The following is a 22,609-nucleotide window of genomic DNA, read 5'->3' on the forward strand; positions in this document are numbered from 1 at the left end:
ATCCTGGCGCCGCTCCGGCCCCGTCCAGCGTCGCGTCAGGGTGTCTCCCAGTCTCGGATGGTGGCTGGCCGCGGGCCTGGTGAGGTCGGTGCTTGTTGTAGTGGCTTGGGTGGGTCGTAAGGACTTGACGCGCATGGGCTTCGCCCATGATGAGGATGTGGTCGAGGGTCTAGCGTCCGACTGTGCCGATGATGCGTTCGCAGTGAGCGTTCATCCGGGGTGCTTGCGACGCGCTCTTGACCCTCCGCAGTTCCTCGGCTTCGAAGACGGTGTCGAAGGTCTCGCCGTATTTGCTGTCGCGGCCGCGTAGCAGGAAGCGGAGGCAACTGTGTGCGCAGCCCGCAGCTACGGAGAGGTTCAACCCGACGCCCTGGTGCTGCCGATACCGTGGGCCCTCGCGGGTGCACTCGAACTGGCCCGCGGCAACACCAGGCAGGCGGTGACGAAACTCCGCCGGGCTGGACAGTGGCTCGACCACGCGGAACTGTTCAACCCGTCGGTGAGCCCGTGGCTCTTCGACCTCGCAAAAGCACTGCGGCACACTTCACCCGACGAAGCACAGGAGCGCGCGGAGATCGGAAAGGAGCGCGCCGACTCGTTCGGTAGTCCACTGGCCCGTGCCCAGGCCTTGCAAACGCTGGCCATGCTGGGCAGTCGACCTGCTCGACGAGGCTGTCGACCTCCTGCGCGACGGACCGAACCAGCTGGGATATGCGCACATCGTCGCCGACCTAGCCACCGCGCTGACCCGACGCGGCCACGATGCCACCGGGCTCCTGGCCGAAGCCCTTGCGCTGGCGGACGAATGCGGTGCCCAATGTTCGGGGTCAAGGCCTCACACAGCGTAATGAATTGTTACGCAGCATAGTTCAGTGAGTAGTACAGTGCGGATGCCCACGCAGGCTACCGATGCGAGCGCACCCGGAGGTATCCCATGCCAGTCATCAAACCGCGTCGATGACCGCGCTCCTCGACCCAAGGGCGCCACGCCGCGCTCGACTGCCCGTCACGGACTCCAAGAGAATCAAGACCTCCGAGGTTCTGCCGTGAAGACCGCGGCGATGCTGCCGCCCACGTTGCGCGGCACCCATGTGCTGACCGGACACCTGCCGCAGCTGCGGAGAGAAGCGCCGGCGTTTTTGCGGACGTTGCCCGAGTTCGGCGACGTGGTGCGAATCCGGATCGGACTGGAGCCGGTGTACGTGGTGAACAGCCCCGATCTGGCGCGGCAGGTCCTTGTGGGTGACGCGCGCAGCTACCTCAAGGGCGCGCAGTTCGAGATCGCCGCCCGCTACTTCGGCCACGGCCTGGCCACCGCGCCCGGAGGTGCGTCCCATCTCGCACAGCGGAGGATGCTGCAACCGGCCTTCCACCGCTCACGGATGGCCGGATACGCCGAGGTGATGTCGGAACTGGCGGGGCGGGAGGCCCGTCGTTGGCGCCACGGAGATCACGTTCGGGTGTACGAACGGATGTACGACCTGGCGCTCGACGTCCTGGGGCGCACCCTTTTTTCCACCAGCCTTGGCACGTACGTCATCGACGACTTCCGTCAGTGCCTGCCGGTTCTCATCAAGGACGTGCAGCACCGGGTCACCACCCTGATGCCGTTGCCCGGTGCCATCCCGACATCCCGCAACCGCAGGACCGCGGCCGCGATGGCACGGCTGCGGGCCGCCACCGCCGGCATCATCGCCGACTACCGAGCCTCCGGGACCGATCGGGGGGACATCCTGTCCAGCTTGCTGGCCGCTCGCGACGAGCAAACCGAGCGCGGGATGACCGACCAGCAGATCCACGACGAGATTGTGACCCTGGTGGTCGGCGGGACCGAGACCACCGCGGCGACCTTGTCCTGGGCGTTCCACCTGCTGACAACCAGCCCTCAGGTGGAGACCGAGCTCCACGCCGAGGTCGACGCGGTAGCCCTCGAAGGCGTGGTGCACTACGAGCACCTGCCGCGGATGCCGGTGTTGGCCTCGGTGGTGAGCGAGACGTTGCGGCTGTACCCGACGTTGCTGGTCATCACTCGCAAGACCGGCAGCAGCACCCGGCTCGGGGCCTACGTGATCCCTGGCAATGCGCAGGTGTGGATCAACATGCACGCGCTGCACCACGATCCTCGCACTTTCCCCGAGCCTGACCTATTTGATCCGCGACGGTGGGACCACAACACCAGCGGCTCCCGCGATGGCACGTACCTGCCCTTCGGAGCGGGCAACCGCAAGTGCATCGGGGACGACTACGCACTCGTCGAAGCCGCTCTCGTCCTGGGCACCATTGCCTCCAGTTGGCAGCTCAGGCACAGCACAACACGGCGCATCCGCACAGCAGCGGGCACCACTGTCATCCCGATGAACCTTCCCATGGAAGTACGAAGCCGGTGACATGTCGGTTCGGGACAACCGCTCGGAGTTCCCGAAAGCACGGGGGCGCGCCCGAGTGCGGCACCCACGCGTTCGCCGCAGCCGAGGTGGCCGCGTACGGCGCAGGGAGGAGTCGTTGCACCGGCGGGGTGTGCGAGTCATCTGGTCGGGCAGAAGAGACCGGGTCCCTGTGCACCGCCGGGCGGATTTGGAGGCCGTTGAGCGCCGCACCGCGGGCAACGACCGGCTCACCGTCATCCTGTGCCTGGACTACGGAGGTCGCACGGAGATCGTGTCCGCCGCGCGACGGCTTGCCGAGGATGCCGGGGCGGGCCGGGTGGACCTCGATTCGGTGGGGGGAGCAGGACTTCGGCCGTTACCTGCACGTACCGGGTGTGCCCGATATGGACCTGCTGATCCGCACCTCCGGAGAGCGGCGGATCAGCAACTTCCAGCTGTGGCAGATCGTCTACGCCGAGCTGGTGTTCGACGAGGTGCTCTGGCCGGACTTCGACCGCCACGGCCTGTGGCGTGCGGTGGAGGAGTACGCGCTGCGGGACCGCAGATCCGTCGGCGTCGAGGTGTCCCCCACGACGACGGTCTAGCGCGGGCGGTCCGCGGTCAGGGCGCGGACCTCCTCGCGCAGCGCCTTGAGCTCGCTGAGGATCAGCGAGTCGTCCTCGGTGCGCGGCGCGGGGACCGGCTGGGGCCTGCTGCTCTGGATCTCGCTCTCCATCGCGCTGCACACCACCGAGATGAACAGGTTGAGCATGGTGAAGGTGCCGATCAGCAGGAAGCACACGAAGAAGATCCAGGCGAACGGGTGGCTCACCATCAGGTCGCGCATCACATCCGACCAGCCGTCGCCGGTGGTGATCTGGAACAGCGTGAGGATCGTGGAGCCCAGGTTCCCGAAGCGGGGGTCGCCGGAGTCGCCGAACAGGTTGCTGGCCATCACGCCGCCGACGTAGAGCAGCAGGACCAACAGGGTCAGCAGCGACACCAAGCCCGGTATCGATGTCACCAGAGCGGACACGACGCGGCGCATGCTGGGCACCATCGAGACCAGCCGCAGCGCTCGCAAGATCCGCAGCGAGCGGATCACCGAGATCGCCCCGCCGGCAGGCAGCAGCGAGACGCACACGACCAGGAAGTCGAAGCAGCTCCACGGATCACGGAAGAACTCCAGCCGGTGCGCGTACAGCCGTGCCACGAGTTCGACCACGAAGACGGCGAGTGCCGCGTGGTCCAGGGCGTTGAGCAGGCCACCATAGGACGCCACCAGCGCCGGTGACGTCTCGCAGCCGAGCACGATCGCGTTGACGATGATGACCGCGATGATCGCCCGTTGGAACCGCTCGCCGTCGACGACCGTTCGCACGCGTTCCCGCACACCCATGGATTCTCCCTGCCCGTAGAGGAATTAGGGCTTGGTGGCGGCTGTCGTGGCTCCGATGACCAGGAACATGCCGACCACGGCCAGTGTCACGACGACCGCGCCCACGGCCGGTTTCGACAGCGGCGCGCTCTCGGCCTTGCGGGCGATCTGCTCGGGGGGAGCCTCGGGCTGTGGCGCGGCGCTCGACAGCAGGCCGACACGGACCGGTGCGGACGCGGTCGCCCCGCCGCCCGTGACGATCAGCTCGCTGTCCACATCGGACTCGATGGTGACGAGGCAGGTGTAGGAGACGGTCTGGTAGGGGTCCAGCGTGCCGAGCTCGTGCCCGCAGGAGGCCGGTTCGCCGCTGACGGTCACCCCGTCCAACCGGACCGCCGACGGGTTGCTCACCGTGACGGTCACCGTGACCGCGGAGCCGGTGGCGACCCGGTCGGCCGACCAGACCGCGGTGATCGACAGCCTGGGGTGGACCACGGTGAACGCGGCCTGCGCCGACGCGGAGACCGCCAGGCCGAGCCGGTCGGTGCCGGTGATCGTGACCGTGTTGACGAAGCCCTCGTCGCCCGCGACCACGGAGCAGTCGACCGTGGCCACGCCCGCGGGGTCGAGCGGGCCGAGGTCGGCGCGGCGGCAGGCCGGCGCCGACTCGGTTTGTACGGCCAGGCCGGACAGCGTGGTGTCACCGATGTTGCCGACCTCGAGCCGGAACGCCACGGTCTGCCCCTGCAACACCGTTGTCGGGGCGGCGGACTGGCTGATCCGCACGGCGGGCCGCAGCACGTCCACGGTCGCCGTCGCTTCGGCGGTCAGGTCGTCGCCGACAAGGCTCTTGCCGGTGGCCGTCGCGGTGGCCGAGTAGTCGTCCTCGGGTGCGGTACCCGCACAGGTAACCGTCGCCGAGGTGCCGCCGGCGAGCATGGCGATCCGCTGCGCGCAGGCAGGCGCCGACCCGATCCGCACCGCGATGTCGCTCGCGGGCGCCCCGCCGACATTGGTGACCTCGGCCGTCTGGACCACCGCGTCGCCCACGTGCGCGGCGGGCCGGTCGGTGTTCGTGGTGATGGCCAGCGCGGGCCGGGGCAGCGAGACCGACAACCCCTGCACGAGGTAGGCGTCCCCGCCGCCGGTGAACGCGAACTGGGCGCTGGTGTCGCCCGCTTTCACGACCTCGCCGGAAACCTCGACGGTCTTGACGTCGACGCTCATGTTGTTGGGCACGTTCGGATCCAGCCCGCCGTCGGCGAACGAGGAGAAGAAGTTGTCACCGGCTTGCGCTTCCCCGTTCACCAGGAGCTGGTCGCCCGAGTTGGCCCAGTCTCCCTCGTACGCGGTCACGCCCACCCGTGCCGGACCGCCCGCCGCCCGCATCGACCCGGCCAGTGCCACCGTCCTGGCTTCCCTGGTGAACAGCCGCACATGCCCGCCGTAGACGAGGACGTGCTTGCGGGCGGGTGCGAACCGGGGATCGGGGCTCGTGAACTGCCAGACCACAGTGAGCGACCACCCGCCGAAGCAGTCGAACCCCTGCGGGGTCCAGACGTCCCCGACGGTCACCGCCACGTCGCCGTCCGCGCCCGCCAGATCGGTGGTCACGTCCGCGTGGGCGCTGTAGAACTGCTGGTCGGTCCGAGACAGTGTGCCGGGGTCGTCGACCGTCACGGTGAACCCGTCCGGTCCGATCCGCCGGGTCGGACCGCCATTCACGGTGAAGGCCACCGCCTGCGTCAGTGGTGACCCCGGTGGCGAGGTATCGCCGCGACCGCAGGACGCGTCGGGGAGGGCGCCGGTCGTGCCCGCCCAGCCGAGTTCGGCGTAGGCGACCCGCGCGCCAGGGGGCAGAGCGAGTCGAGCCGTCGACGAGTTGTAGGTCGTGTTGTCGTCGTCGACATCAGCCCACACCATGTGGTGCCCGTTGTTCAGCGCGGCCACTCCGCCGCCCTTGCGGCGCTGGGCGTCAGCGCAGCGTTCCGCCGGGTAACGGGCGTCAGGGGTCTGGCGGGCAGGGCAGGTCAGCACAGCGTTGCCGACCAGTGCAAAGTCGCCGTGAAGCGTCTGGTCGAAGTGGACGGACAGCGGGACGGCATCGCTTGCCCCGGACGGGAATCCTGGTGTGGTCACCGCCAGCAGCGCGATCGTGCCGAGCAAGGGCCACCACCGACCAACGCGCATTCCGACCTCCCGATGAATCAGGCTCGCACGCGAACGACGCTGCCGCAGCCGACCACCGGCCGCCGTGGTGGCACAGGGTGAGCGCGGTTGGTGAAAACCCTTCATAGGCAACCGGATCGTTTCGGTCGTCGATCGCGGCGGCGTACATTCCCTCGCGACTGTTCGCGGTCGTCCGGGGCCGCGACTACTCAACGGGGTAGGTAATCGGTCTCAAGTGGTGGAGCTCGACGAAGGGCATGGCGGTCAGTCCGAATTGAACGAAACATGAGAGGCGTCTTGGACCGGAGGACGACCGGAAGAGGTGGGTTCAGTGCAGCGGACTCCGACTACCACGGGCAGTCGCGCCAAGCCGAAGGCCAGCACGGCCACCGAAGAGCGATCCGCCCCGCCGCCGGAGGCGTTCCCCGAGATCCCGCAGCCACGACTCTCCGGGGTCGACCCACTGGAGGCGTCCTACCGCGCGTTGTTCGCCGCGTTCGACGACGACGGCAGCGGAGATCTGACCCGGCAGGAGTTGGTCGCGAGGCTGAAGAACGCGGGCATCCTCGAGGACGACCCCCGGATGCGGGAGACCTTGGCCGCCGCGCAGAAGGGCGATCAGGAGAAGGGCCTGCTCTTCGAGGAGTTCGTGTCCCTGATCCAGAACAGCAGCGGCCTCGTCCGCAGGGTCGCCGAGGAGAGTCTGGTGGTGCCGGACTTCGCTTCGTTCTGCACCGAGATCGACCAGCTCTACGCCGAACTATTGACCGACACACGAGGGGCTGTCGCCGACTACATTCCCCAACTCGCCAGGGTCGACCCGGACCAGTTCGCCATCGCGGTGTGCACCGTGGACGGCCAGCGGCACGTCGTGGGTGACGCGTCCAGCAAGTTCTGCGTCCAGTCGGTGTCCAAGGCCGTGAGCTACTGCCTTGCCTTGGAGGAGCACGGACCCGACGTGGTGCACCAGCACATCGGCCGCGAACCCAGTGGCGTGAGCTTCAACTCGTTGACCCTGAACAAGTCCGGTCGCCCGCACAACCCGATGATCAACGCCGGGGCGATCATGAGTTGTTCGCTGATCAAGCCCAAGGACAACCTGGCCGACCGGTTCGACCACGTGTCCGACACCTGGAAGCGCCTCGCGGGCGGACGCCCGGTCGGATTTCACAACAGCGTGTACTTGTCGGAACGCGACACCGCGGACCGCAACTTCGCACTGGGCTACTCGATGCGCGAGCAGCACGCGTTCCCCGCGGGTACGGATCTGGTGCAGACGCTTGAGTTCTACTTCCAGTCCTGCTCGGTGGAGCTTGACGCGGAGATGATGGCGATCGCCGCGGCGACCTTCGCCGACGGCGGTATCTGCCCGCTCACCGGCGACAAGGTGTTCAACACCCAGACCGTCCAGCACTGCCTGTCGCTGATGTCCTCCTGTGGCATGTACGACTTCTCCGGCGAGTTCGCGTTCACCATCGGCCTGCCGGCCAAGAGCGGCGTGTCCGGCGCGCTGATGGTCGTCGTGCCGGGGTTGATGGGCATCTGCGTCTGGTCGCCTCGGCTCGGCAACACCGTGCGCGGCATCGAGTTCTGCCGCAAGCTGGTCGAGCGGTACAACGTGCACCCGCACGACGCCGCCGAGAGCGAATCCGGCAAGCGCGACATCCGGCGTCGCAAGAATCAGACGTCGGTGGAGAGCGTGGCCATCCTGTGCTGGGCGGCCGCGCACGGGGACCTGCACGCGATCAAGGTGCTCGCCGCGGCGGGTGCGGACCTGAGCACGGCCAACTACGACGGCCGCACGCCGCTGCACCTGGCCGCGACCGAAGGCCAGGCGGTGGTGGTGAAGTACCTGCTGGCCCAAGGCGTGCCCGCTGACTCGAAGGACAGGTGGGGAGGGACACCCCTGAGCGACGCGCAGACCCGAGGACACAGCGAAGTGGTGGCCATGCTTCGGACCAAGTCCACCGCCGCGGTCTAGCGGATGCCGGGTTATGTCCTTGCCCTGATCGGGGCGGCGATCGCGCTCGCTGCCGTCGTCACGGTACTGATCGGACGGCGGCAACGAGCGCGCTCAGGGGAGTTCGACTCCGACTCGCTCGGCTTCATCGGAGCGATCCTCAACGGGCTGTTCATCGTGGTGCTGGCCTTCTACGTGGTGATCGTCTGGGAGGAGGCAGGTACCGCGGAAGACCACGCCTCCTCAGAAGCGGCGGCCCTGGCCGACACCTACTGGAACCTCGGTGTCGTTCCCGAACCGCAACGCGAACGGTTGCGCGGACTGGTTCGGGACTACACCACCGAAGTGATCGAACGGGAATGGCCGCTGCTCGCCGAGGGGGAAGGCGATGCCCGCGCCGAGGAACTGCTGTTCTCCCTGCGGTCGGGGATCACCCAGCTCCCGGTCACCCCAGATCTGGTCAAGACCGCTCGCGACCGGTCTATCGAGCGGCTCCGAGAGATCACCGACCTACGACGTCAACGTGTCGACCAGGCCGGCGGCTTGAGCCCGACAGGCGAACTTACCTTCTACGGCACGCTCGGCGGGGCACTCGCTGTGCTCGCCTTTCCGCTGCTGATCGGCTTCAGCGCGTCGATCCGTCACGTGGTCCTGATCAGCCTCATGGCAGGGGTGCTGGGCTTCACCTGCTACGTGGTCTCCGACATCACTCAGCCGTTCCGCGGGTGGATCAAGGTGGAACCCATCGCGTTCCGCACGGTGTCCACCGAGTTCCAACGCATTCCCTAGCTTGATTTAACCTCTGAGTGGCCGGGCGTGACCCTGGGTGGGGCTTCGGTAGGCACACTTCGAGCAACCTCTTGATCGCGCAGTCTGTTCCGTCGTCGCTGCTCCCACAGCGACGACGACCTTTCGAGCGGCACAGGCTGGGGTGCGGCGATCTCTTTGCAGCTGTCAGGTTGTGCCCAGGCCTGGGCCAAGCCAACTGTTCTCCAGTTGACCGTTCGAGTACCCGACCCCGTATGGATAGGACTTGAACGCCGGTAAGTAGTACACGGAGTGCGAACCCTTCTCCGGATTGGACAATCGTGTTGCCTCGCACAACGCCTCGAACTCGCTGACCGCACTGTCTGGCAATCCGTCGCGATCGAGGAGATGGTGTTGGGCTAGGCGTTGGACCACCTGTCGGGAGAGTTCTCCGCTGTCGGCACCAGCGGTCAGCAGCACGGTGAGTCGGTTGAAATGGTTCACGTCCTCCTCGATCTCCTGTTGCGTCGTGATGAGGAGTTCGCAGCCGTTCAGGAAGCTCTGCTTCGGACGGAAGCCGATCGAACTGATCCAGGGGTACTGGGCCTGACCCGTTTTGACGGACACCTGAGATCAGGGGTTTTGCCCCTGGAAGGATGTCCTTATGAAGACCACGGGCTCGAACAAGCCCCGGCGTCCTCGTCGTGCGTTCACCCCGGAGTTCAAGGCGGAGATCGTCGAGCAGTGCCAGCGTGGTGACCGCTCGATCGCGCAGGTCGCGAAGGATTTCGACCTGACCGAGACCGCTGTGCGCGAGTGGGTCAGGCAGGCCGAGCGTGACGCCGGGACCCGCGATGACGGCGGGCTGAGCAGTGACGAGAAGGCCGAGCTGGCCGCGCTGCGGCGGGAGAACCGGCGGCTGCGTGAGGACGTGGAGATCCTCAAACGGGCCACGGCTTTCTTCGCGAAGGAGACCCGGTGAACGTCTATCTGTCAAGTACCGGGTTTGGTGGAGACTGGATTAGTTGGTTTCCAGGGTTGCGGTGACCGGGTGGGTCATCGCGTGTAGTGCTTCGTACTCGGCGGGCGGTACGTGTCCGAGTTCGCCGTGCAGGCGTCGGTTGTTGTACCAGTCGATGTACTCGACAGTGGCGATCTCGAGGTCGTCGATGCCGTGCCACGGGCCCTTGTTGCGGACGAGTTCGGCCTTGTACAACGAGTTGAACGCCTCGGCCATCGCGTTGTCGTAGGAATCTCCTTTGCTGCCAACGGATGCGACCGCGTCGGCTTCGACGAGGCGCTGGGTGTAGCGCACCGCCCGGTACTGCACGCCGCGGTCGCTGTGATGCACCAGCCCGGCCAGATCCGCGCCACTGGCCTGGCGGCGCCAGATCGCCATCTGCAGCGCGTCCAGCGCCAGATCGGTGTAGAGGCTGGTGGCGACCTGCCAGCCCACGATCACGCGGGAGTAGACATCGAGCACGAACGCCGCGTAGACCCAGCCGGCGGCGGTACGCACGTAGGTGATGTCCGCGACCCACAGCTCGTTCACGCGCGTCGCGGTGAAGTCACGTTCCACCAGGTCAGCGGGCCTGCTGGTCTCCGCCGCGGGCCGTGTGGTGCGCGGAGATCTGTCGCGTAGCAGGCCACGCAGACCGTTCTCGCGCATGAGCCGCTCGACGGTGCACCGGGCCACGTCGACGCCGTCGCGGTGCAGCTGCCTCCACACCTTGCGCGCCCCGTAGACGCCGTAGTTGTCCTTGTGCACCCGCTTGATCGTCGCGGTCAGCTCCCGGTCGCGGACCGTACGGGCCGATTCGGGGCGGGCTTTGGCCGCGTAGTACGTCGACGGTGCGATCTCGGCGGGCGTCTGCGTGAGCGCCGCCAGGACCGGCTGGACACCGTGTTCTTCCCGCTGGGAGTGGACGAATGCGACCTTCATCGCGACGGACGGTCCAGCTCCGCCGCGAAGAAACTGGCCGCTGACCTCAGGATCTGGTTCGCCCGCCGCAGTTCGCGGTTCTCCCGCTCCAGCTGCGCGAGCCTCTCCGCATCGCTGGTCGTGGTGCCTGGCCGGTCCCCGGCGTCGGTCTCCGCGCGCTTGACCCAGGTCCGCAGCGCCTCGGGATGGATCCCGAGCTGCTCGGCGATCCGCTTGATCGCCCCGGTCGCGGACGCCGGGTCCCGCCGGGCCTCCACGGCCATCCGGGTCGCCCGCTCACGCAGCTCGTCTGGGTACTTCTTCGGTGGGGCCATCGGTCCTCATCATCCAGGCTTGAATGTCTCCATAACCCGGTACGGAACAAGGTGGGCACCGAGAAGACCGCTGGCCGGGCGGGCACGGCAACCTGGGCATCGCCCACGGCATCACCGGCCCACTCGCCTTGCTGGCCATCACCGCGCGACGCGGCACCGCGGTACCCGGTCAATTCCAGGCGGTGGAGCGGATATGTACCTGGCTCGACGACCTGCGCCAAGGCTCGGTGGACAACCCGTGGTGGCCAGGCATCGTGTTCCGCGCCGAACACCGGGATCGCATCGTTCGCCAGCGCGGTCCACAGCGCCCGTCCTGGTGCTACGGCACACCGGGCATCGCCCGTGCCCAGCAGTTGGCCGCCCTCGTCCTGGAGGACCAGGCTCGCCAACGCGCCGCTGAACAGGCCCTCGTAAGTTGCGTGAACGACGAACACCAGCTCGCGCAGCTGCACGACGCCTCGCTGTGCCATGGCTGGGCCGGACTCCTGCACGCCACGTGGCGTGCGGCAGCGGACGCCACCGACGATTGCTTGGCCGCCAGCCTGCCCGCGCTCCGCACCCGCCTGCAGAACCACCTCGACCACCACGGCCCGCCGACCTCACCCGGCCTGCTGGAAGGCATCACCGGAGTTCTCCTCGCCGGCCGAGTCGGCACGGCACCAGTCACCCGATGGGATGCCTGCTTGCTGCTCGACGGCTGACACCCGCCGCAACCCAGCGCCGTATCCGGCGCACGCCGCTACCATCCGCCCGCCCGCACTGAGAAGGAACCGATGAACACCACCACCGACTCCTCACCCGAAGCCCTGCGCGCCGCAATGGTCGACCGCATCAAGGCCGCTGGCCACGCACACACCGCCGCGGTGGAGCAGGCCCTGCGCGAGGTTCCCCGGCACCGTTTCGTGCCCGCCGCGCAACTCACCGACGCCTACGCGAACCAAGCCGTGATCACCAAGCGCGCCGCCGACGGCGCAGCCCTGAGCTGCGCGTCCGTGCCCACCGTGGTCGCCATGATGCTCGACCAGCTCGACGTCCAACCCGGCCACCGCATCCTGGAGATCGGCGCCGGCACCGGCTACAACGCCGCCCTGCTCGCCACGCTGACCGGCCCGACCGGTCACGTCACCACCGTCGACATCGACCCCGAGGTCACCGCAGGTGCCCGCGCGGGCTTGGACATCACCGGCTTCGCCGACGTAGAGGTGATCACCGCCGACGGCTCCCTCGGGGAACCCGACAACGCACCCTACGACCGGATCATCGTCACCGTCGGCGCGTTCGACATCCCGCCCGCTTGGCGCGAACAGCTGGCTCCCGGCGGTCGACTGGTCGTCCCCCTGCGCTGGCGCGGCCAGACCCGCAGCGTCGCCTTCGTCCGCGACGACGACCTGCTGCGATCGGACTTGGTCAAGCTCTGCGGCTTCGTGCCGATGATCGGCCAGGACAGCGAGCGCTCCGCCCACCTCGACCACGACGAGCAGGTCACCCTGTACTGGGACGCAGACCAGAACATCGACCCTGAGCTCCTGCACGGCGTGTTCAGCACGCCGAAGACCGAGGTGTGGTCCGAGGTCACGGTGGGCGACTCCGAGCCCTTCGACGGCGTCTGGCTGCGCATGACCGCCACCGAACCCGCCACCTGCCGCATCGCTGCCGACCAAGGTGCAGTCGACAGCGGCCTGTGCACTCCGGCCATCCCGAGCCGCAGCCCCGCACTGGCCGAAGGCGACTCCTTGGCTTACTTCACCTACCGCCGCGTGGATCCGCATCAGAGCGGTGGCGCCCACGCCGAACTTGGCGCGATCGGGCACGGTCCTACCGGGGTGAACCTGGCGAAGCGGCTGTGCGATCAGATCCGCTCCTGGAGCCAGGACCGCACAGGCGTCCCGACCATCGTGGTCTATCAGGCCGACGTCCCGAATGAGCGGTTGGCGAGTCGCGACTCAATCGCCAAGCGGTGGGCATGCCTCGTCTTCACTGGCTGATCGAGGCACAAACGGCTTGTCGTGCCGCGGCTCAGTGGGTAGTTGATACGTCTGGCGCGTCAGCCACCCACCTCGTCGATCAAAGTACGGGCGCTGCGTTCAGCGTCGTGGCCTCGACAGGTCTTTTCCGGAACGTCCGGGCGGGACGAAAGTGTGGCCTGGTCGTGGTGCGCAACCACAGTTCGGGGCGCCAGCGCAGTGGTCGCACCAGCAGCAGCGGAAACGGGGAACCGGGTGATCGGTCGGCGCCGCACAGGGCTCTGCCAGCAGGTCGGCGCCGGCGGTCATGTCGAGGCGGTCGCCGTGCGCCGTGTCGACCACCGCGTTGCGTGGCCAGAGGAACGGGTACCGCTCTCGGCAGCTTCCGCAAGGGTTCAGTCCCCACGTCGTGGAACACGAATCGCATCGGCAGACGAAGGTGCCATCAGGCCGCGCCGTCATCACGGCGCGGCCGTTGGGGCACAACGGACAAGTGTCCAGGACAGCCAGCCGTCGGTCTGCTTCGCCCAGCTGGTCGATGAAGTGGCGCAGTTCGTCGTCGCCGCGCCTTCGTGGCGAGCCTGGCTTGTTCGCCGCGGTGAGCCTGGCAAGCTCCGCGTCGTCCGGCCTACGCAGGATTTCCACCTTCCCCCGCTCGCCAGCCCGATACCAGTCCGCGTTGGGCAGCTCGGTCCGGGCGGGCAGGACGACGGGATATCCCGAGACGTAACGGGCAGCCTGAAGTGGCCAGCGGAGTGCGCGGGCGAGGCGTTCTTCACCCTCGATCTCCACCGGGCTGATCGGCACGATCCCTCGCTGCGACGAGTGCAGCACCGACCGGGCCTCTGGTGCGAGCTGCCGGCGTTCGTCACGAACGCCGGGGTACACGATGATCGTGTTCTCCACGCTGCGGATCTGGTTGATCCACTTCTGCCGCGTGTGGTCGGGAACTGGCGCTGTCAGGTCGTGGGAGAGCGAGACGATTCTGGTCAAAGCCTCGCCATCGACCGAGATCGTCAGCACTCCTGCGCGATCGATCGTGCAGACGAGGACTTCTCCGTTGCGGTGAAGACGGACCGGTACGTCGGCTCCTGGCAACGACGCGTTCCCGTCCAGCACGTAGCCCAGGATGATCAACGCCCGAATGGTCATAAGCGCGACGTAGGTGTTGTAGGCGCTGAAGAAGCCAGCGTCGTCTTCGCGGCGACGATCTGCTGTTGCGGTTTCGTGCACCACTCACATCTCCCACAGTTCGCCGACCCTGCGATATCTCCGCTCGTTGACGAACAGGTTCGTGCGGACGAGACGCAGTGGCAGGCGAATCCGGCGGTTCGCCTGCCGCATGACCGTGGACCCGAAGAGGATGCGAAGGCGGGTTCGCAGCTTGGTGAACGTGTCCGCACTTTCGCGGATGGCGGCGGTGGACGCTGCGCGGTCCTCCACGGCCGCCGCAATGAGTCGCGCGGTGCGCTCGTGCTTGCGCCAGGACTGCCTGCTGCCGAGTGCACGGTCGTATTCCTCGAGATCGGCTATGCCGGCGGCTAGGAGAGCCAGTTCCCGCAACCGCTTCCGCAGGTGCTCGTCCAGCCGATCGACCAGTTGCGCTGCCACGCGGTTCTCGTAGAAGTCGAAGTCGTCCACGTATCGAGTGGACAGCACTCGCAACGGCTGTAGTTCACCGTGTTCGATTCCGCCCCAGTCCTCCGAGTGGCTTGCCAGCCGGGCGAGGCCGACGGGTGGCACACGGCGCGCCAGACCCGTGCGCACCAAATGCGTCTCGTGGTCCAGCCGCGCTTCGGGCCGACGACAGACATCGGCCAGCATGCCGATTCTTTCCATCACCGCCAAGTCCAGCTCGGTCAACGATGCTCTGGCGGAGGTGTCAGGTACGAACAGGTTGGCGCCCAGCCACTTTCCCGACGAGTCGTGTTCCCTCAGCTCGTTGACGACGGCGACGACAACTGCCATGACGAGAGGGTCCGGGCGGCCGTTGTCGTCACCGGGAACGGGATGACCGTCCTCGGTTCGCACCACATACCGGCCGAGCAACGGGTGCTCGCCGACTCGATCGACTTCGCTCTTGAACCGGTCGTGTGCCTCCAGCACGTCAGCCTGCCCGTCGCCGGCGCTCTTCGTCGAACACGCGTGTGCTCCGAGTCGGCAGCCCCGCCATGCCGTTTCCTTCCCAGTGCAGTAGCACCGAATCCTGGAGCGCCTCAATGCGTTCCGGCGTCACGTCGTACCTCCCCCTGATTGCGCGGAGCACCTTGTAGGCGAGGAAGTGATCGGCTGCCAGAGCGAGTCCGTCCTGGTCCACATCGCCGTAGTCGTGGTGCTCCGAAGGATGCTGACCTTGCCACGCCGCGACGACCACGGGGACGAACTTCCGCAGCTGCTCCTCGACATGAGGGCTCATCTGGACGCGTCCCTCCTCTCAGAGATCGTCCGACATACCGTGGACCAGCTGGCGGACCTTCTTGACCGCGTCTCGGTGCACTTCCCGGGCCTTCGCGAAGGCCTTGTACAAGGCGTCGGAGGAGTATGGCTGGACGCTACTGCCGTTCTGGTGCGGAACCCACGGGCGGTGGGATGGGAGTTGCATCAGGTGAGCGCGGTTGTAGGTCTTGTCAGCGAATTCGAGAGTGGACTCGTCCTGGTTCGCGGTGCCGATGAACCACACGTTGTCGGGCAGGCGCAGCCCGATGCCGTTCTCGAACAGAGCGGGTGGGCGACCGGTGCTCGAGCTCACGAGCTGAATGGCCTTGCCGTCGTTGTTTTCAAGCTTCGACAGCAACACCGAGAAGTACTGCTCAGGACAGGACAGGTTCATCTCGTCCAGGACGATGAAGAAGGGCCTGTCGCGATAGCGAGGCGTTCCTGCCCGATACAGCGCTTGGAGGAAGTCGCTCTCCTCGAACCTGTGCTCGAACGTGTTGTGATGGCCGAACAGGTCGGTGCGGTCCCGCCATCCCGCCTGGACTTCGACAACCGCGCAGTCAGTGTGCAGTGCCGCGGCGAACGCCTTGGGCAACGACGTCTTGCCGATGCCGCTCATGCCTTCCAGCAGGTGCAGGCGTGCCATCGCGAGGCCGCCGAGGAACACTGCGATGTCGTTGATGCGGTAGGCGCGTTCGCTCTCGCGGAACATGGTGGACTGGAGAGAACGAGCGAACGAGGACAGGTCGATCGCGTCGTCGAGGACGACACCCGGATCGTTCAACATCGCGTTGTCGTCCATGCTCACGCACTGGGGGAAGAGCGGAGAACGCGGGTCGGGGCGGTCCTTGTAGATAGTCTCGACGGTGCGCTGCAGCTCGGCGATGCGGGACTGGTAACCGCGGGACAGCACCTCGTAGTGGTGCTCGGCATCCTCCAGCTGCCGAACCTTGAGGTTGTTGATGCTGTTCGCGAGCACGTTCCCCTTGAGCTGCTGCAGCTCGTGGGACAGAGGCGTTCGCGCTCGTTGCTCAGCTCGCGGTTGCGCTCCTCCACCGAGCGCAGGCGTGCCAGGTCGTCGTCGTTCAGCCGCGCGGCGACCTGGTTCCGCAGCTCGGAGTTGGCCGTGCGCAGGCTCTCCAGCTCGTTCAGCAGGCGAGTGGGATCGGTGGTCCCGAGTTTGAACAGTGCCATTTCCAACTCGGTCACCCGCTGGCCCAGGTCTGCGTTGAGCTGTTCCGCCGCCTCTGCGCGGATGGCGGTCAGGTGTGCTTCGCGTTGCGCCTCGGCAACTGCAACGGCCGCAATCGCCTCGACTTCGGCTTCTTGTGCTGATTCCCGCCTGCTGACAGCGATCTCACGCCCGAGGACGGTACCCCGGTCGAGCGTGATCTCCTCGCGCTGTTTTTCCAACGCCGTCTGTTCGTCAGCCAGCCGGGCACGAGCACGTTCTACTTCCGCCCGCATGCTGTTGAGCTGCTCCGTGATCAGCTCTTCGTGCTCTTCCAGGCGCTCCAGCGACTTGGAGCGCTCCAGGCCGAGCTCCTGGTCGAACTTGGCACGCCGTTCGGCCAACTCCTTGTCCAATTTCACCCGCGCGGCCTGCGCAGCGGATCGGAAGCCTGTTTCAGCATCCTCTTCGAGCACGCGAACGCGTTCCTCGCGCTCGCGCAGTTCCGCGAACTTCTCGGCGGCCTGAGCGCGCAACTCGTCCGCGTCGGAGCGGGCTTGCGCCGCGGCTTCCTGATCCGCGTCGATGGTCAGGGCGTGTTCCGCGAGGCGCTCCTGGAGTTGCTTCGCGGAACGGGTACGTGCGTCGGCAGCGGTCGCGGCGTCCTCGTAGAACTTGCGCCTCTGATCCATGACGTCGAACGCCCTCAGCAGGGAACCCTCCGGATCGTCCTCCGACCACACTGGTGGGGGCAGCTCTTCTGCCTTGGCGGCAGTGAGGATCTTGGGGTCCTGCGTGCTCGCGAGGTCGAGGAACATCTGCACCTCCGCGGCGTCGTCGGCCGCCGAGTTGGACGGTGCACCGTTGTGGTGGTTCCTCGGGGTGGGCAGGTTCGCACGCCTGCGCGAGGTGTTCTTCTTGTTACAGGACAACGCTCGGTGCAGGGCTGTATGGGATCGCTCTCATGCTGTCTGTCGGCTATCGGCCGGTCAACGCGCTAATAGCGATAACCAGGACAGGTTTCTGTCCAAGGGGTTCTGGCCTGCCACTGAAGGTCGCTCAGGTGCCCTGGGTGAATCTCCTGCCGGAAGGCGCTTACCTACCTTCGGGGAAAGGAAATGCGTCCAGACGCGCGTCGCGCTGATGCAGGGATCGGGTAACGGCCATCGGGCCGCTGCCCGACTTTGGAGCGCGGTCGCCCTGGAGCGGACTTCCTGGCGTGCGCCGAGGTCATCCAGGGGAGTGGTCTGGAGGCGGCCAGAGCGCGTCGGAGTCCATGTGGTTGAGGATGCGGTGGCCGAGGTCGCGCAGGTGGCGCAGATCGGCGGGGCTCAGCGCGTCGAGGACGAGGTTGCGCACCGCCTCGACATGACCTGGCGCGGCGGAAGCGACCTTGGCAAGGCCTTCGTCGGTGAGGATGGCGTTGGTGTAGCGCCCGTCGTCGGGACACGGTTCGCGGCGCATCCATCCGTGGCGTTCCATGCGTTTGACCAGGTGCGACAGTCTGGACAGTGAACCGCCGGTCAGCTCGGCGAGTGCGCTCATCCGCAGCGTCCGGTTCGGTCTGGAGGACAGCTGGGTCAGCACCGTGTACTCGAAGTGGCTGATGCCTGCGTCGGTCTGCAGCTGCTTGTCCAGTGCGACCGGGATCTTCGACATCAGGATCGCCAGCGGCAGCCAGGCTTCCTGCTCCGGGCCGGTCAGCCAGCGCGGCTCGGGGGAGCCCGGCTGCGATGAGTCGGCCACGGTCATGTCGGACAGCCTACATGACTTGAACCGTCAAGCTGCTAGTGCCCCAAGGTACTTGAAGGCTCAAGTCGTCTTGGATGGAGCTGAGTTGCTGGGCTCAGCGTAGGAAGCGTGTAGTCGTCGCCCGCGTAGCGAGTAACTCACCCCATCACTTGAACATTCAAGTCAAACGCGCTAGCTTCGACTTGAATGTTCAAGTGATCTACGTGAAGGGCGGTGTCGATGAGCGGCTTCTTGAGCAGGCGTCGAGCGCTCGCCGGAGGCGCCGCCGCTCTCGGCGCGGCGGTGCTCGGCTCAACACGGTCGGCCGAGGCGGTGGCAACAGCACCTCTCGGTGTCGGCAAGGGTGTTTCGGAGGAGACCAGGACGCTGGACGAGCTCTATCGGGAGGCTTCGGCTCACGGCGGCAAACTCGTCGTCTATGCGGGCGGCGACAGGGCCACCTCGATGGACGCGATCGGTGCGGCGTTTCTCGCGGCTTTCCCGGACATCGAGCTGACGATGGTCGTGGACTACAGCAAGTTTCATGACGTGCGGATCGACCACCAGCTCGCGACCGGGACGCTGGTACCCGATGTGGCGCTGCTGCAGACGGTGCAGAACTTCCCCCGCTGGGCAGAGGAAGGCAGGCTCCTGCGGTACAAGCCGGCCGGTTTCTCGAAGATCCACAACGCGTTCAAGGATCCCGGTGGCGCGTGGATGGCACCGGTCGTCATCGCGTTCAGTTACATGTACGACGCCACCACCGCTGGACCGGCGGCGCCCCGATCACCTGCGGATCTGGTCGATCCGCGGTGGAGGGGAAAGATCGCGTCCTCCTACCCTCATGACGACGACGCGGTCCTCTATCTCTACAAGCGGTACGTGGAGACCTACGGCTGGAGCTGGCTGGACAAGCTGGTCGCGCAGGACATGCAGTTCGCCCGCGGCAGCTTCACCCCTGCCGCGGCGGTCGGCGCCAGGCGGAAGGTGATCGGGATCGGGGGGTCCGGCTCGCTGGTCGCCCCCGCGACGACGACGCCCACGTGGGCTGTGGCCGATGGGCATCCGTTCATGGCCTGGGGTCAGCGGATGGCGATCTTCAACGACGCTGCGAATCTCGCCGCCGCCAAGCTCTACGTGAACTGGATGCTGTCGGTCGAACGTCAGCAGGCGGCGTTCAACGGCTGGTCGGTGCGGACCGACGTCACCCCGCCCGGTGGCCTCAAGCCCGTGTGGCAGTACCCGGACTCGAACCTCGACGGGTTCCCGCGCTTCATGGCGGACCGCGCCGAAGCCGAACGCTGGCGGCAGACGTTCGCGCTGTACTTCGGTGAGGTGCAGGGCGAGCCGACTCCCGGCCGACTCGGGCTGCACCCCGGCAGGTAACGGCCTGTCTCTTCCTCACAGCGGCATTTCGAACCATTGGAGAAACCCATGCGCACCACACCCCCGCGGCTGACAGCGTTCAGGCGCGCGCTCGCGACACCGCTGCTGGTCATGGCGCTCGCGACCGCGACCGCCGTCCCGGCCTCCGCGTCCCGTGCCCAGACGATCGTGCTCCCCGGCGCGGTGTCGGCCGAGGGCATCGCAGTCGGCCGTGGCACCACGTTCTTCGCCGGGGATCTCATCCGCGGTGACATCTTCCGCGGTGACCTGCGCCGCGGCAAAGCCGATATGTTCATCGACAATCCCGACGGGCGCATGGCCGTGGGCATGGCCGTGCTGTCCTCACGCAACATGCTCTTCGTCGCCGGTGGCGGCACGGGCCAGGCCTATGTGTACGACACGGACACTGGCGCGACGTTGGCCACGTACCAGTTCGGCGACCCGTCCACCTCGGTCATCAACGACGTGACCGTCACCTCGCGCGGCGCCTGGTTCACCGACTCGCTGCAGGCGAAGCTCTACTTCGTGCCGGTGAGCCCGGCCGGGACGCTCGGGAAGTTCCGGACGTTGGCTGTCACCGGTCCTGCCGCGGTCACTCCCGGGCAGTTCAACCTCAACGGCATCCAGGCCGCACCAGGAGGGCGGTCACTGGTCGTGGCGCACTCCGGCACGGGGAGTGTGTACAGGGTCGACGCGACCACGGGCGTCAGCGTCCTCATCAGCGGGGTGAGCGTGCCGAGCGTTGACGGCCTCGTGCTCTCCGGCCGGTCGCTGTGGGCGGTGCAGGCGACCAACCAGATCAGCTTGATCCACCTCAGCCCCGAACTCGACTCTGGTGTCGTCCGGAAGGTGATCACCAGCGACCTGCTCCAGTCACCGGCGACCGCGGCACTTCACGGTGACAGGCTCGCGGTGATCAACGGAAAGTTCGACACCGGCTTCCCTCCCACCGCCGATCAGTACGAAGCGGTCATCGTCCCGGCTCGATGATGACAGATGCGCGTCGTGCGGTTGTCGCACAACGGTTGGATCAGTAGATCACGACTCTGCAGGTGTTCAGCGCTTCGACGGCGGTGCCGTTTGCGGGTTCACCCCGTCGGGCTGCGCGATCGAACAGGACAGCAGCCTCGGCGTGGTTGCGCTCTCACGGGGGCGCACTGCCAGTCGGTAGTAGCTAGTGGTAAAGGCAAACGTTTGCTGATCACCCCACCTGCTACCGACTGACCACCACGACGCCGACACTCCCGCGACCAGTCCGTCAGCAACTTGGTCGTGCCAGCGCAGCAGTTGACATCGTTGTCCACCTCGGTGGACTGGATCTGAAATTGCTCTGCGGCACTGATTGATCATGCTGATAATAGGTATTATCTGGACAGAAGTACTGCCGGAGTCACTGCTGTGCACGGCAGGTGGCGCTACGGCGAAACCCGAGGTCGCCGACCTCCCGGATGCGTCCTTCCGTTGCTTTGTCGCACTGATCGTGCAGTTCTGATCGGTTTCGGGGCGTCTCACTACGTTGGGCATCATCTGGACGGCCGTTGAGGAACTGTCGTACGTTGGGTGTCGGGGATCCGGGTTGTTGATTCCATCGAGAGTGTGGCTTCTGAAATCACGACAAGCACTCGGTCAAGGAACTGCAAAGCTTGAAACAGTCGATGTTGTCAACGTTGACAATCGTGACAGCGCCGTGAGGCTCACCGGCAGATCGAGGTGACTTGTGGAATTTCAGTACGTTCGCACATTGGCGGCGGAATCGGCTGGTGCAGATCCGGTCGCGCATTTTCTGCTGGCTCTCGCGGTGATCGTCGTTGTGTGCAACCTGCTGGCCTGGATTTTCCGCAAGCTCAGGCAGCCGCCCGTGGTCGGTGAGATTCTCGGCGGCCTGCTGCTCGGGCCCACGGTGCTGGCGCAGTTGTGGCCGGCGGGCTCGGCGTGGCTGCTGACGCCGTCCGTGGTCGGCACGCTGAACGTGGTCGCCCAGCTGGGCCTGGTCACCTTCATGTTCCTGCTCGGCAGTGAACTGCGGTTCAGCGGGGCGGGTGCGGATCGCAAGGTTGTCACCGCGGTGGTGGCCGGCAGCATCGGACTGCCGTTCGCCGGCGGCGTACTGCTGGCACTGTTCGGGCGGCCCATGATCGCTGGCGAGGCAGGGGACGGGGTCACCTACCTGGTCGTCTTCGGCCTGGCGGTGTCGATCACGGCGTTGCCGGTCCTGGCCAGAATTCTCGTGGACGCCCGGATGGACACCACGCGCGTGGGCAGGGTGGCGCTCGCGTGTGCGGCGGTAGGTGATGGCGCCGCGTGGATGGTGCTCACGGTTGTTCTCGCGGTGTCCGGTTTGGCGGCGTCGGGTGGCGCCGTCCTCACGGTCGCCCTGGTGGGCGTGCTGCTCCTGGTCACAGCGCTGGTCGTGCGTCCGGTGCTCGCCCGACTGGTGGCGCGGGCGAGTGGTGGGCCGCTGTTGCTGCCGATGCTGGTGGCCGGTGCGGTCTCGTACGCGGCTGTCACCCAGCTGATCGGCCTGCACGCCGCTGTCGGCGCGTTCCTGTTCGGTGCTGTGCTTCCGCGCGACGACGTCATCATGCGGAAGGTTCGCCAGCAGTTGCACGGGTTCGCCGAGATCGTGCTCCTGCCGCTGTTCTTCGCGAGCGTGGGCTTGAGCACCGCCGTCACCGCGATCAGCGGCTCGGTGCAGAACTGGCTGTTGCTCGGCGCGGTGGTCGCGGTCGCAACGCTGACGAAGTTCCTCGGCGCAGGCGGAGCGGCCTATCTCGCCGGAATGCCGGTGCGCGAGTCCCTGCAGCTCGGCGCGTTGATGAACTGCCGGGGCGTCACCGAACTCATCGTCGCCACCATCTGCCTGCAGTACGGCGTGGTGAACACGCTCGGATTCACCATCCTCGTGTTGATGGCCCTGTGCACCACCGCGGTGACCGGGCCGCTGTTGCGGCTCTTCACCTCAGATAGCCGGGAAGTCGTCGTCCAGCAGCGCTGAGCTCAATCTGCCGCGCGGACAACCATCGGAGATTTGATGTTTCTGACAAA

Annotated in this window: 19 protein-coding genes and 2 pseudogenes; 11 read left to right on the forward strand and 10 right to left on the reverse strand. The window is 66.7% G+C overall.

Features of this window, described 5'->3' with window-relative positions; translation table 11 throughout:
• The first annotated feature begins 890 nt into the window (after positions 1-890).
• From SK571_RS03995 to SK571_RS04000, 3 genes and pseudogenes are all read left to right on the forward strand, one after another.
• Entirely contained in the window at positions 891-2,387 is a 1,497-nt protein-coding gene (locus tag SK571_RS03995; RefSeq protein ID WP_319982650.1) for a cytochrome P450, read from the forward strand.
• 1 nt (position 2,388) lies between these two features.
• Positions 2,389-2,679, forward strand: a pseudogene (locus tag SK571_RS46320) (undecaprenyl diphosphate synthase family protein); the annotation flags it as partial.
• Positions 2,680-2,686: 7 nt separating this feature from the next.
• A complete protein-coding gene (locus tag SK571_RS04000) occupies positions 2,687-2,971 on the forward strand; it encodes an undecaprenyl diphosphate synthase family protein (RefSeq protein ID WP_319982651.1) in 285 nt (94 codons plus the stop codon).
• Here SK571_RS04000 and SK571_RS04005 read toward each other — a convergent pair.
• Entirely contained in the window at positions 2,968-3,765 is a 798-nt protein-coding gene (locus SK571_RS04005) for an ion transporter (RefSeq protein WP_319982652.1), read from the reverse strand. The genes SK571_RS04000 and SK571_RS04005 overlap by 4 nt on opposite strands.
• A 24-nt stretch (positions 3,766-3,789) precedes the next feature.
• A complete protein-coding gene (locus tag SK571_RS04010; protein WP_319982653.1) occupies positions 3,790-5,934 on the reverse strand; it encodes a COG1361 family protein in 2,145 nt (714 codons plus the stop codon).
• A 310-nt stretch (positions 5,935-6,244) separates the two neighbouring features.
• On the opposite strand from SK571_RS04010, the gene glsA reads away from it, so the two are divergent.
• Together glsA and SK571_RS04020 are read left to right on the forward strand one after the other, a co-directional pair.
• A complete protein-coding gene (gene glsA, locus SK571_RS04015) occupies positions 6,245-7,894 on the forward strand; it encodes a glutaminase A (RefSeq protein ID WP_319982654.1) in 1,650 nt (549 codons plus the stop codon).
• Positions 7,895-7,897: 3 nt separating this feature from the next.
• Entirely contained in the window at positions 7,898-8,662 is a 765-nt protein-coding gene (locus SK571_RS04020) for a bestrophin-like domain (RefSeq protein ID WP_454780178.1), read from the forward strand.
• A 165-nt stretch (positions 8,663-8,827) separates the two neighbouring features.
• Here SK571_RS04020 and SK571_RS04025 read toward each other — a convergent pair whose 3' ends face one another.
• On the reverse strand, positions 8,828-9,247 hold the full coding sequence (locus SK571_RS04025) for a hypothetical protein (RefSeq protein WP_319982656.1): 420 nt from the start codon (positions 9,245-9,247) through the stop codon (positions 8,828-8,830).
• A 37-nt stretch (positions 9,248-9,284) separates the two neighbouring features.
• On the opposite strand from SK571_RS04025, the gene SK571_RS04030 reads away from it, so the two are divergent.
• A complete protein-coding gene (locus SK571_RS04030; RefSeq protein ID WP_406601937.1) occupies positions 9,285-9,602 on the forward strand; it encodes a transposase in 318 nt (105 codons plus the stop codon).
• Positions 9,603-9,641: 39 nt separating this feature from the next.
• On the opposite strand, the gene SK571_RS04035 is transcribed toward SK571_RS04030, so the two are convergent.
• A protein-coding gene (locus SK571_RS04035) for an IS3 family transposase (protein ID WP_319982657.1) occupies positions 9,642-10,876 on the reverse strand; the annotation gives its coding sequence in 2 pieces (ribosomal slippage) (positions 9,642-10,597 and positions 10,597-10,876; 1,236 coding nt in all).
• Between the two features lie 74 nt (positions 10,877-10,950).
• On the opposite strand from SK571_RS04035, the pseudogene SK571_RS04040 reads away from it, so the two are divergent.
• A pseudogene (locus SK571_RS04040) lies at positions 10,951-11,577 on the forward strand (lanthionine synthetase C family protein); the annotation flags it as partial.
• A gap of 72 nt (positions 11,578-11,649) precedes the next feature.
• Positions 11,650-12,861 (forward strand): methyltransferase, FxLD system, encoded by a 1,212-nt coding sequence (gene fxlM / locus SK571_RS04045; protein WP_319982658.1) that lies wholly within the window; start codon positions 11,650-11,652, stop codon positions 12,859-12,861.
• 99 nt (positions 12,862-12,960) lie between these two features.
• On the opposite strand, the gene SK571_RS04050 is transcribed toward fxlM, so the two are convergent.
• From SK571_RS04050 to SK571_RS04075, 6 genes are all read right to left on the reverse strand, one after another.
• Positions 12,961-14,076 carry an uS7 family ribosomal protein gene (locus SK571_RS04050; RefSeq protein ID WP_319982659.1) on the reverse strand — a complete coding sequence of 372 codons (1,116 nt, stop codon included), beginning with the start codon at positions 14,074-14,076 and terminating at the stop codon, positions 12,961-12,963.
• A complete protein-coding gene (locus SK571_RS04055; protein ID WP_319982660.1) occupies positions 14,077-14,946 on the reverse strand; it encodes a hypothetical protein in 870 nt (289 codons plus the stop codon).
• Between the two features lies 1 nt (position 14,947).
• A complete protein-coding gene (locus tag SK571_RS04060) occupies positions 14,948-15,256 on the reverse strand; it encodes a hypothetical protein (protein WP_319982661.1) in 309 nt (102 codons plus the stop codon).
• Positions 15,257-15,274: 18 nt separating this feature from the next.
• On the reverse strand, positions 15,275-16,078 hold the full coding sequence (locus tag SK571_RS04065; protein WP_319982662.1) for an AAA family ATPase: 804 nt from the start codon (positions 16,076-16,078) through the stop codon (positions 15,275-15,277).
• Between the two features lie 2 nt (positions 16,079-16,080).
• On the reverse strand, positions 16,081-17,265 hold the full coding sequence (locus SK571_RS04070; protein ID WP_319982663.1) for a coiled-coil domain-containing protein: 1,185 nt from the start codon (positions 17,263-17,265) through the stop codon (positions 16,081-16,083).
• A 412-nt stretch (positions 17,266-17,677) separates the two neighbouring features.
• Positions 17,678-18,199, reverse strand: a complete 522-nt coding sequence (locus SK571_RS04075; RefSeq protein WP_319982664.1) for a MarR family winged helix-turn-helix transcriptional regulator — start codon at positions 18,197-18,199, stop codon at positions 17,678-17,680.
• A gap of 231 nt (positions 18,200-18,430) precedes the next feature.
• Here SK571_RS04075 and SK571_RS04080 point away from each other — a divergent pair, with 231 nt between their 5' ends.
• The 3 genes from SK571_RS04080 to SK571_RS04090 all read left to right on the forward strand — a co-directional run bounded on the left by SK571_RS04080 (position 18,431) and on the right by SK571_RS04090 (position 22,559).
• Complete coding sequence (locus SK571_RS04080; RefSeq protein WP_319982665.1) at positions 18,431-19,564, forward strand: ABC transporter substrate-binding protein; 1,134 nt, start codon at positions 18,431-18,433, stop codon at positions 19,562-19,564.
• 48 nt (positions 19,565-19,612) lie between these two features.
• Entirely contained in the window at positions 19,613-20,554 is a 942-nt protein-coding gene (locus tag SK571_RS04085; protein WP_319982666.1) for an SMP-30/gluconolactonase/LRE family protein, read from the forward strand.
• A gap of 751 nt (positions 20,555-21,305) precedes the next feature.
• A complete protein-coding gene (locus tag SK571_RS04090) occupies positions 21,306-22,559 on the forward strand; it encodes a cation:proton antiporter domain-containing protein (protein WP_319982667.1) in 1,254 nt (417 codons plus the stop codon).
• The last annotated feature ends 50 nt before the right edge of the window (positions 22,560-22,609 follow it).

The organism is Lentzea kristufekii (assembly GCF_033949925.1).
Classification (GTDB): Bacteria; Actinomycetota; Actinomycetes; order Mycobacteriales; family Pseudonocardiaceae; genus Lentzea; species Lentzea kristufekii.

Bases quoted from the DNA above. Each gene is read 5' to 3' on its own strand.
- SK571_RS03995 (WP_319982650.1), top strand. From the start codon at position 891: ATGCCCACGCAGGCTACCGATGCGAGCGCACCCGGAGGTATCCCATGC.
- SK571_RS04000 (WP_319982651.1), top strand. From the start codon at position 2,687: ATGCCGGGGCGGGCCGGGTGGACCTCGATTCGGTGGGGGGAGCAGGAC.
- SK571_RS04005 (WP_319982652.1), bottom strand. From the start codon at position 3,765: ATGGGTGTGCGGGAACGCGTGCGAACGGTCGTCGACGGCGAGCGGTTC.
- SK571_RS04010 (WP_319982653.1), bottom strand. From the start codon at position 5,934: ATGCGCGTTGGTCGGTGGTGGCCCTTGCTCGGCACGATCGCGCTGCTG.
- SK571_RS04020 (WP_454780178.1), top strand. From the start codon at position 7,898: ATGCCGGGTTATGTCCTTGCCCTGATCGGGGCGGCGATCGCGCTCGCT.
- SK571_RS04030 (WP_406601937.1), top strand. From the start codon at position 9,285: ATGAAGACCACGGGCTCGAACAAGCCCCGGCGTCCTCGTCGTGCGTTC.
- fxlM (WP_319982658.1), top strand. From the start codon at position 11,650: ATGAACACCACCACCGACTCCTCACCCGAAGCCCTGCGCGCCGCAATG.
- SK571_RS04060 (WP_319982661.1), bottom strand. From the start codon at position 15,256: ATGAGCCCTCATGTCGAGGAGCAGCTGCGGAAGTTCGTCCCCGTGGTC.
- SK571_RS04065 (WP_319982662.1), bottom strand. From the start codon at position 16,078: ATGGACGACAACGCGATGTTGAACGATCCGGGTGTCGTCCTCGACGAC.
- SK571_RS04070 (WP_319982663.1), bottom strand. From the start codon at position 17,265: ATGTTCCTCGACCTCGCGAGCACGCAGGACCCCAAGATCCTCACTGCC.
- SK571_RS04075 (WP_319982664.1), bottom strand. From the start codon at position 18,199: ATGACCGTGGCCGACTCATCGCAGCCGGGCTCCCCCGAGCCGCGCTGG.
- SK571_RS04085 (WP_319982666.1), top strand. From the start codon at position 19,613: ATGCGCACCACACCCCCGCGGCTGACAGCGTTCAGGCGCGCGCTCGCG.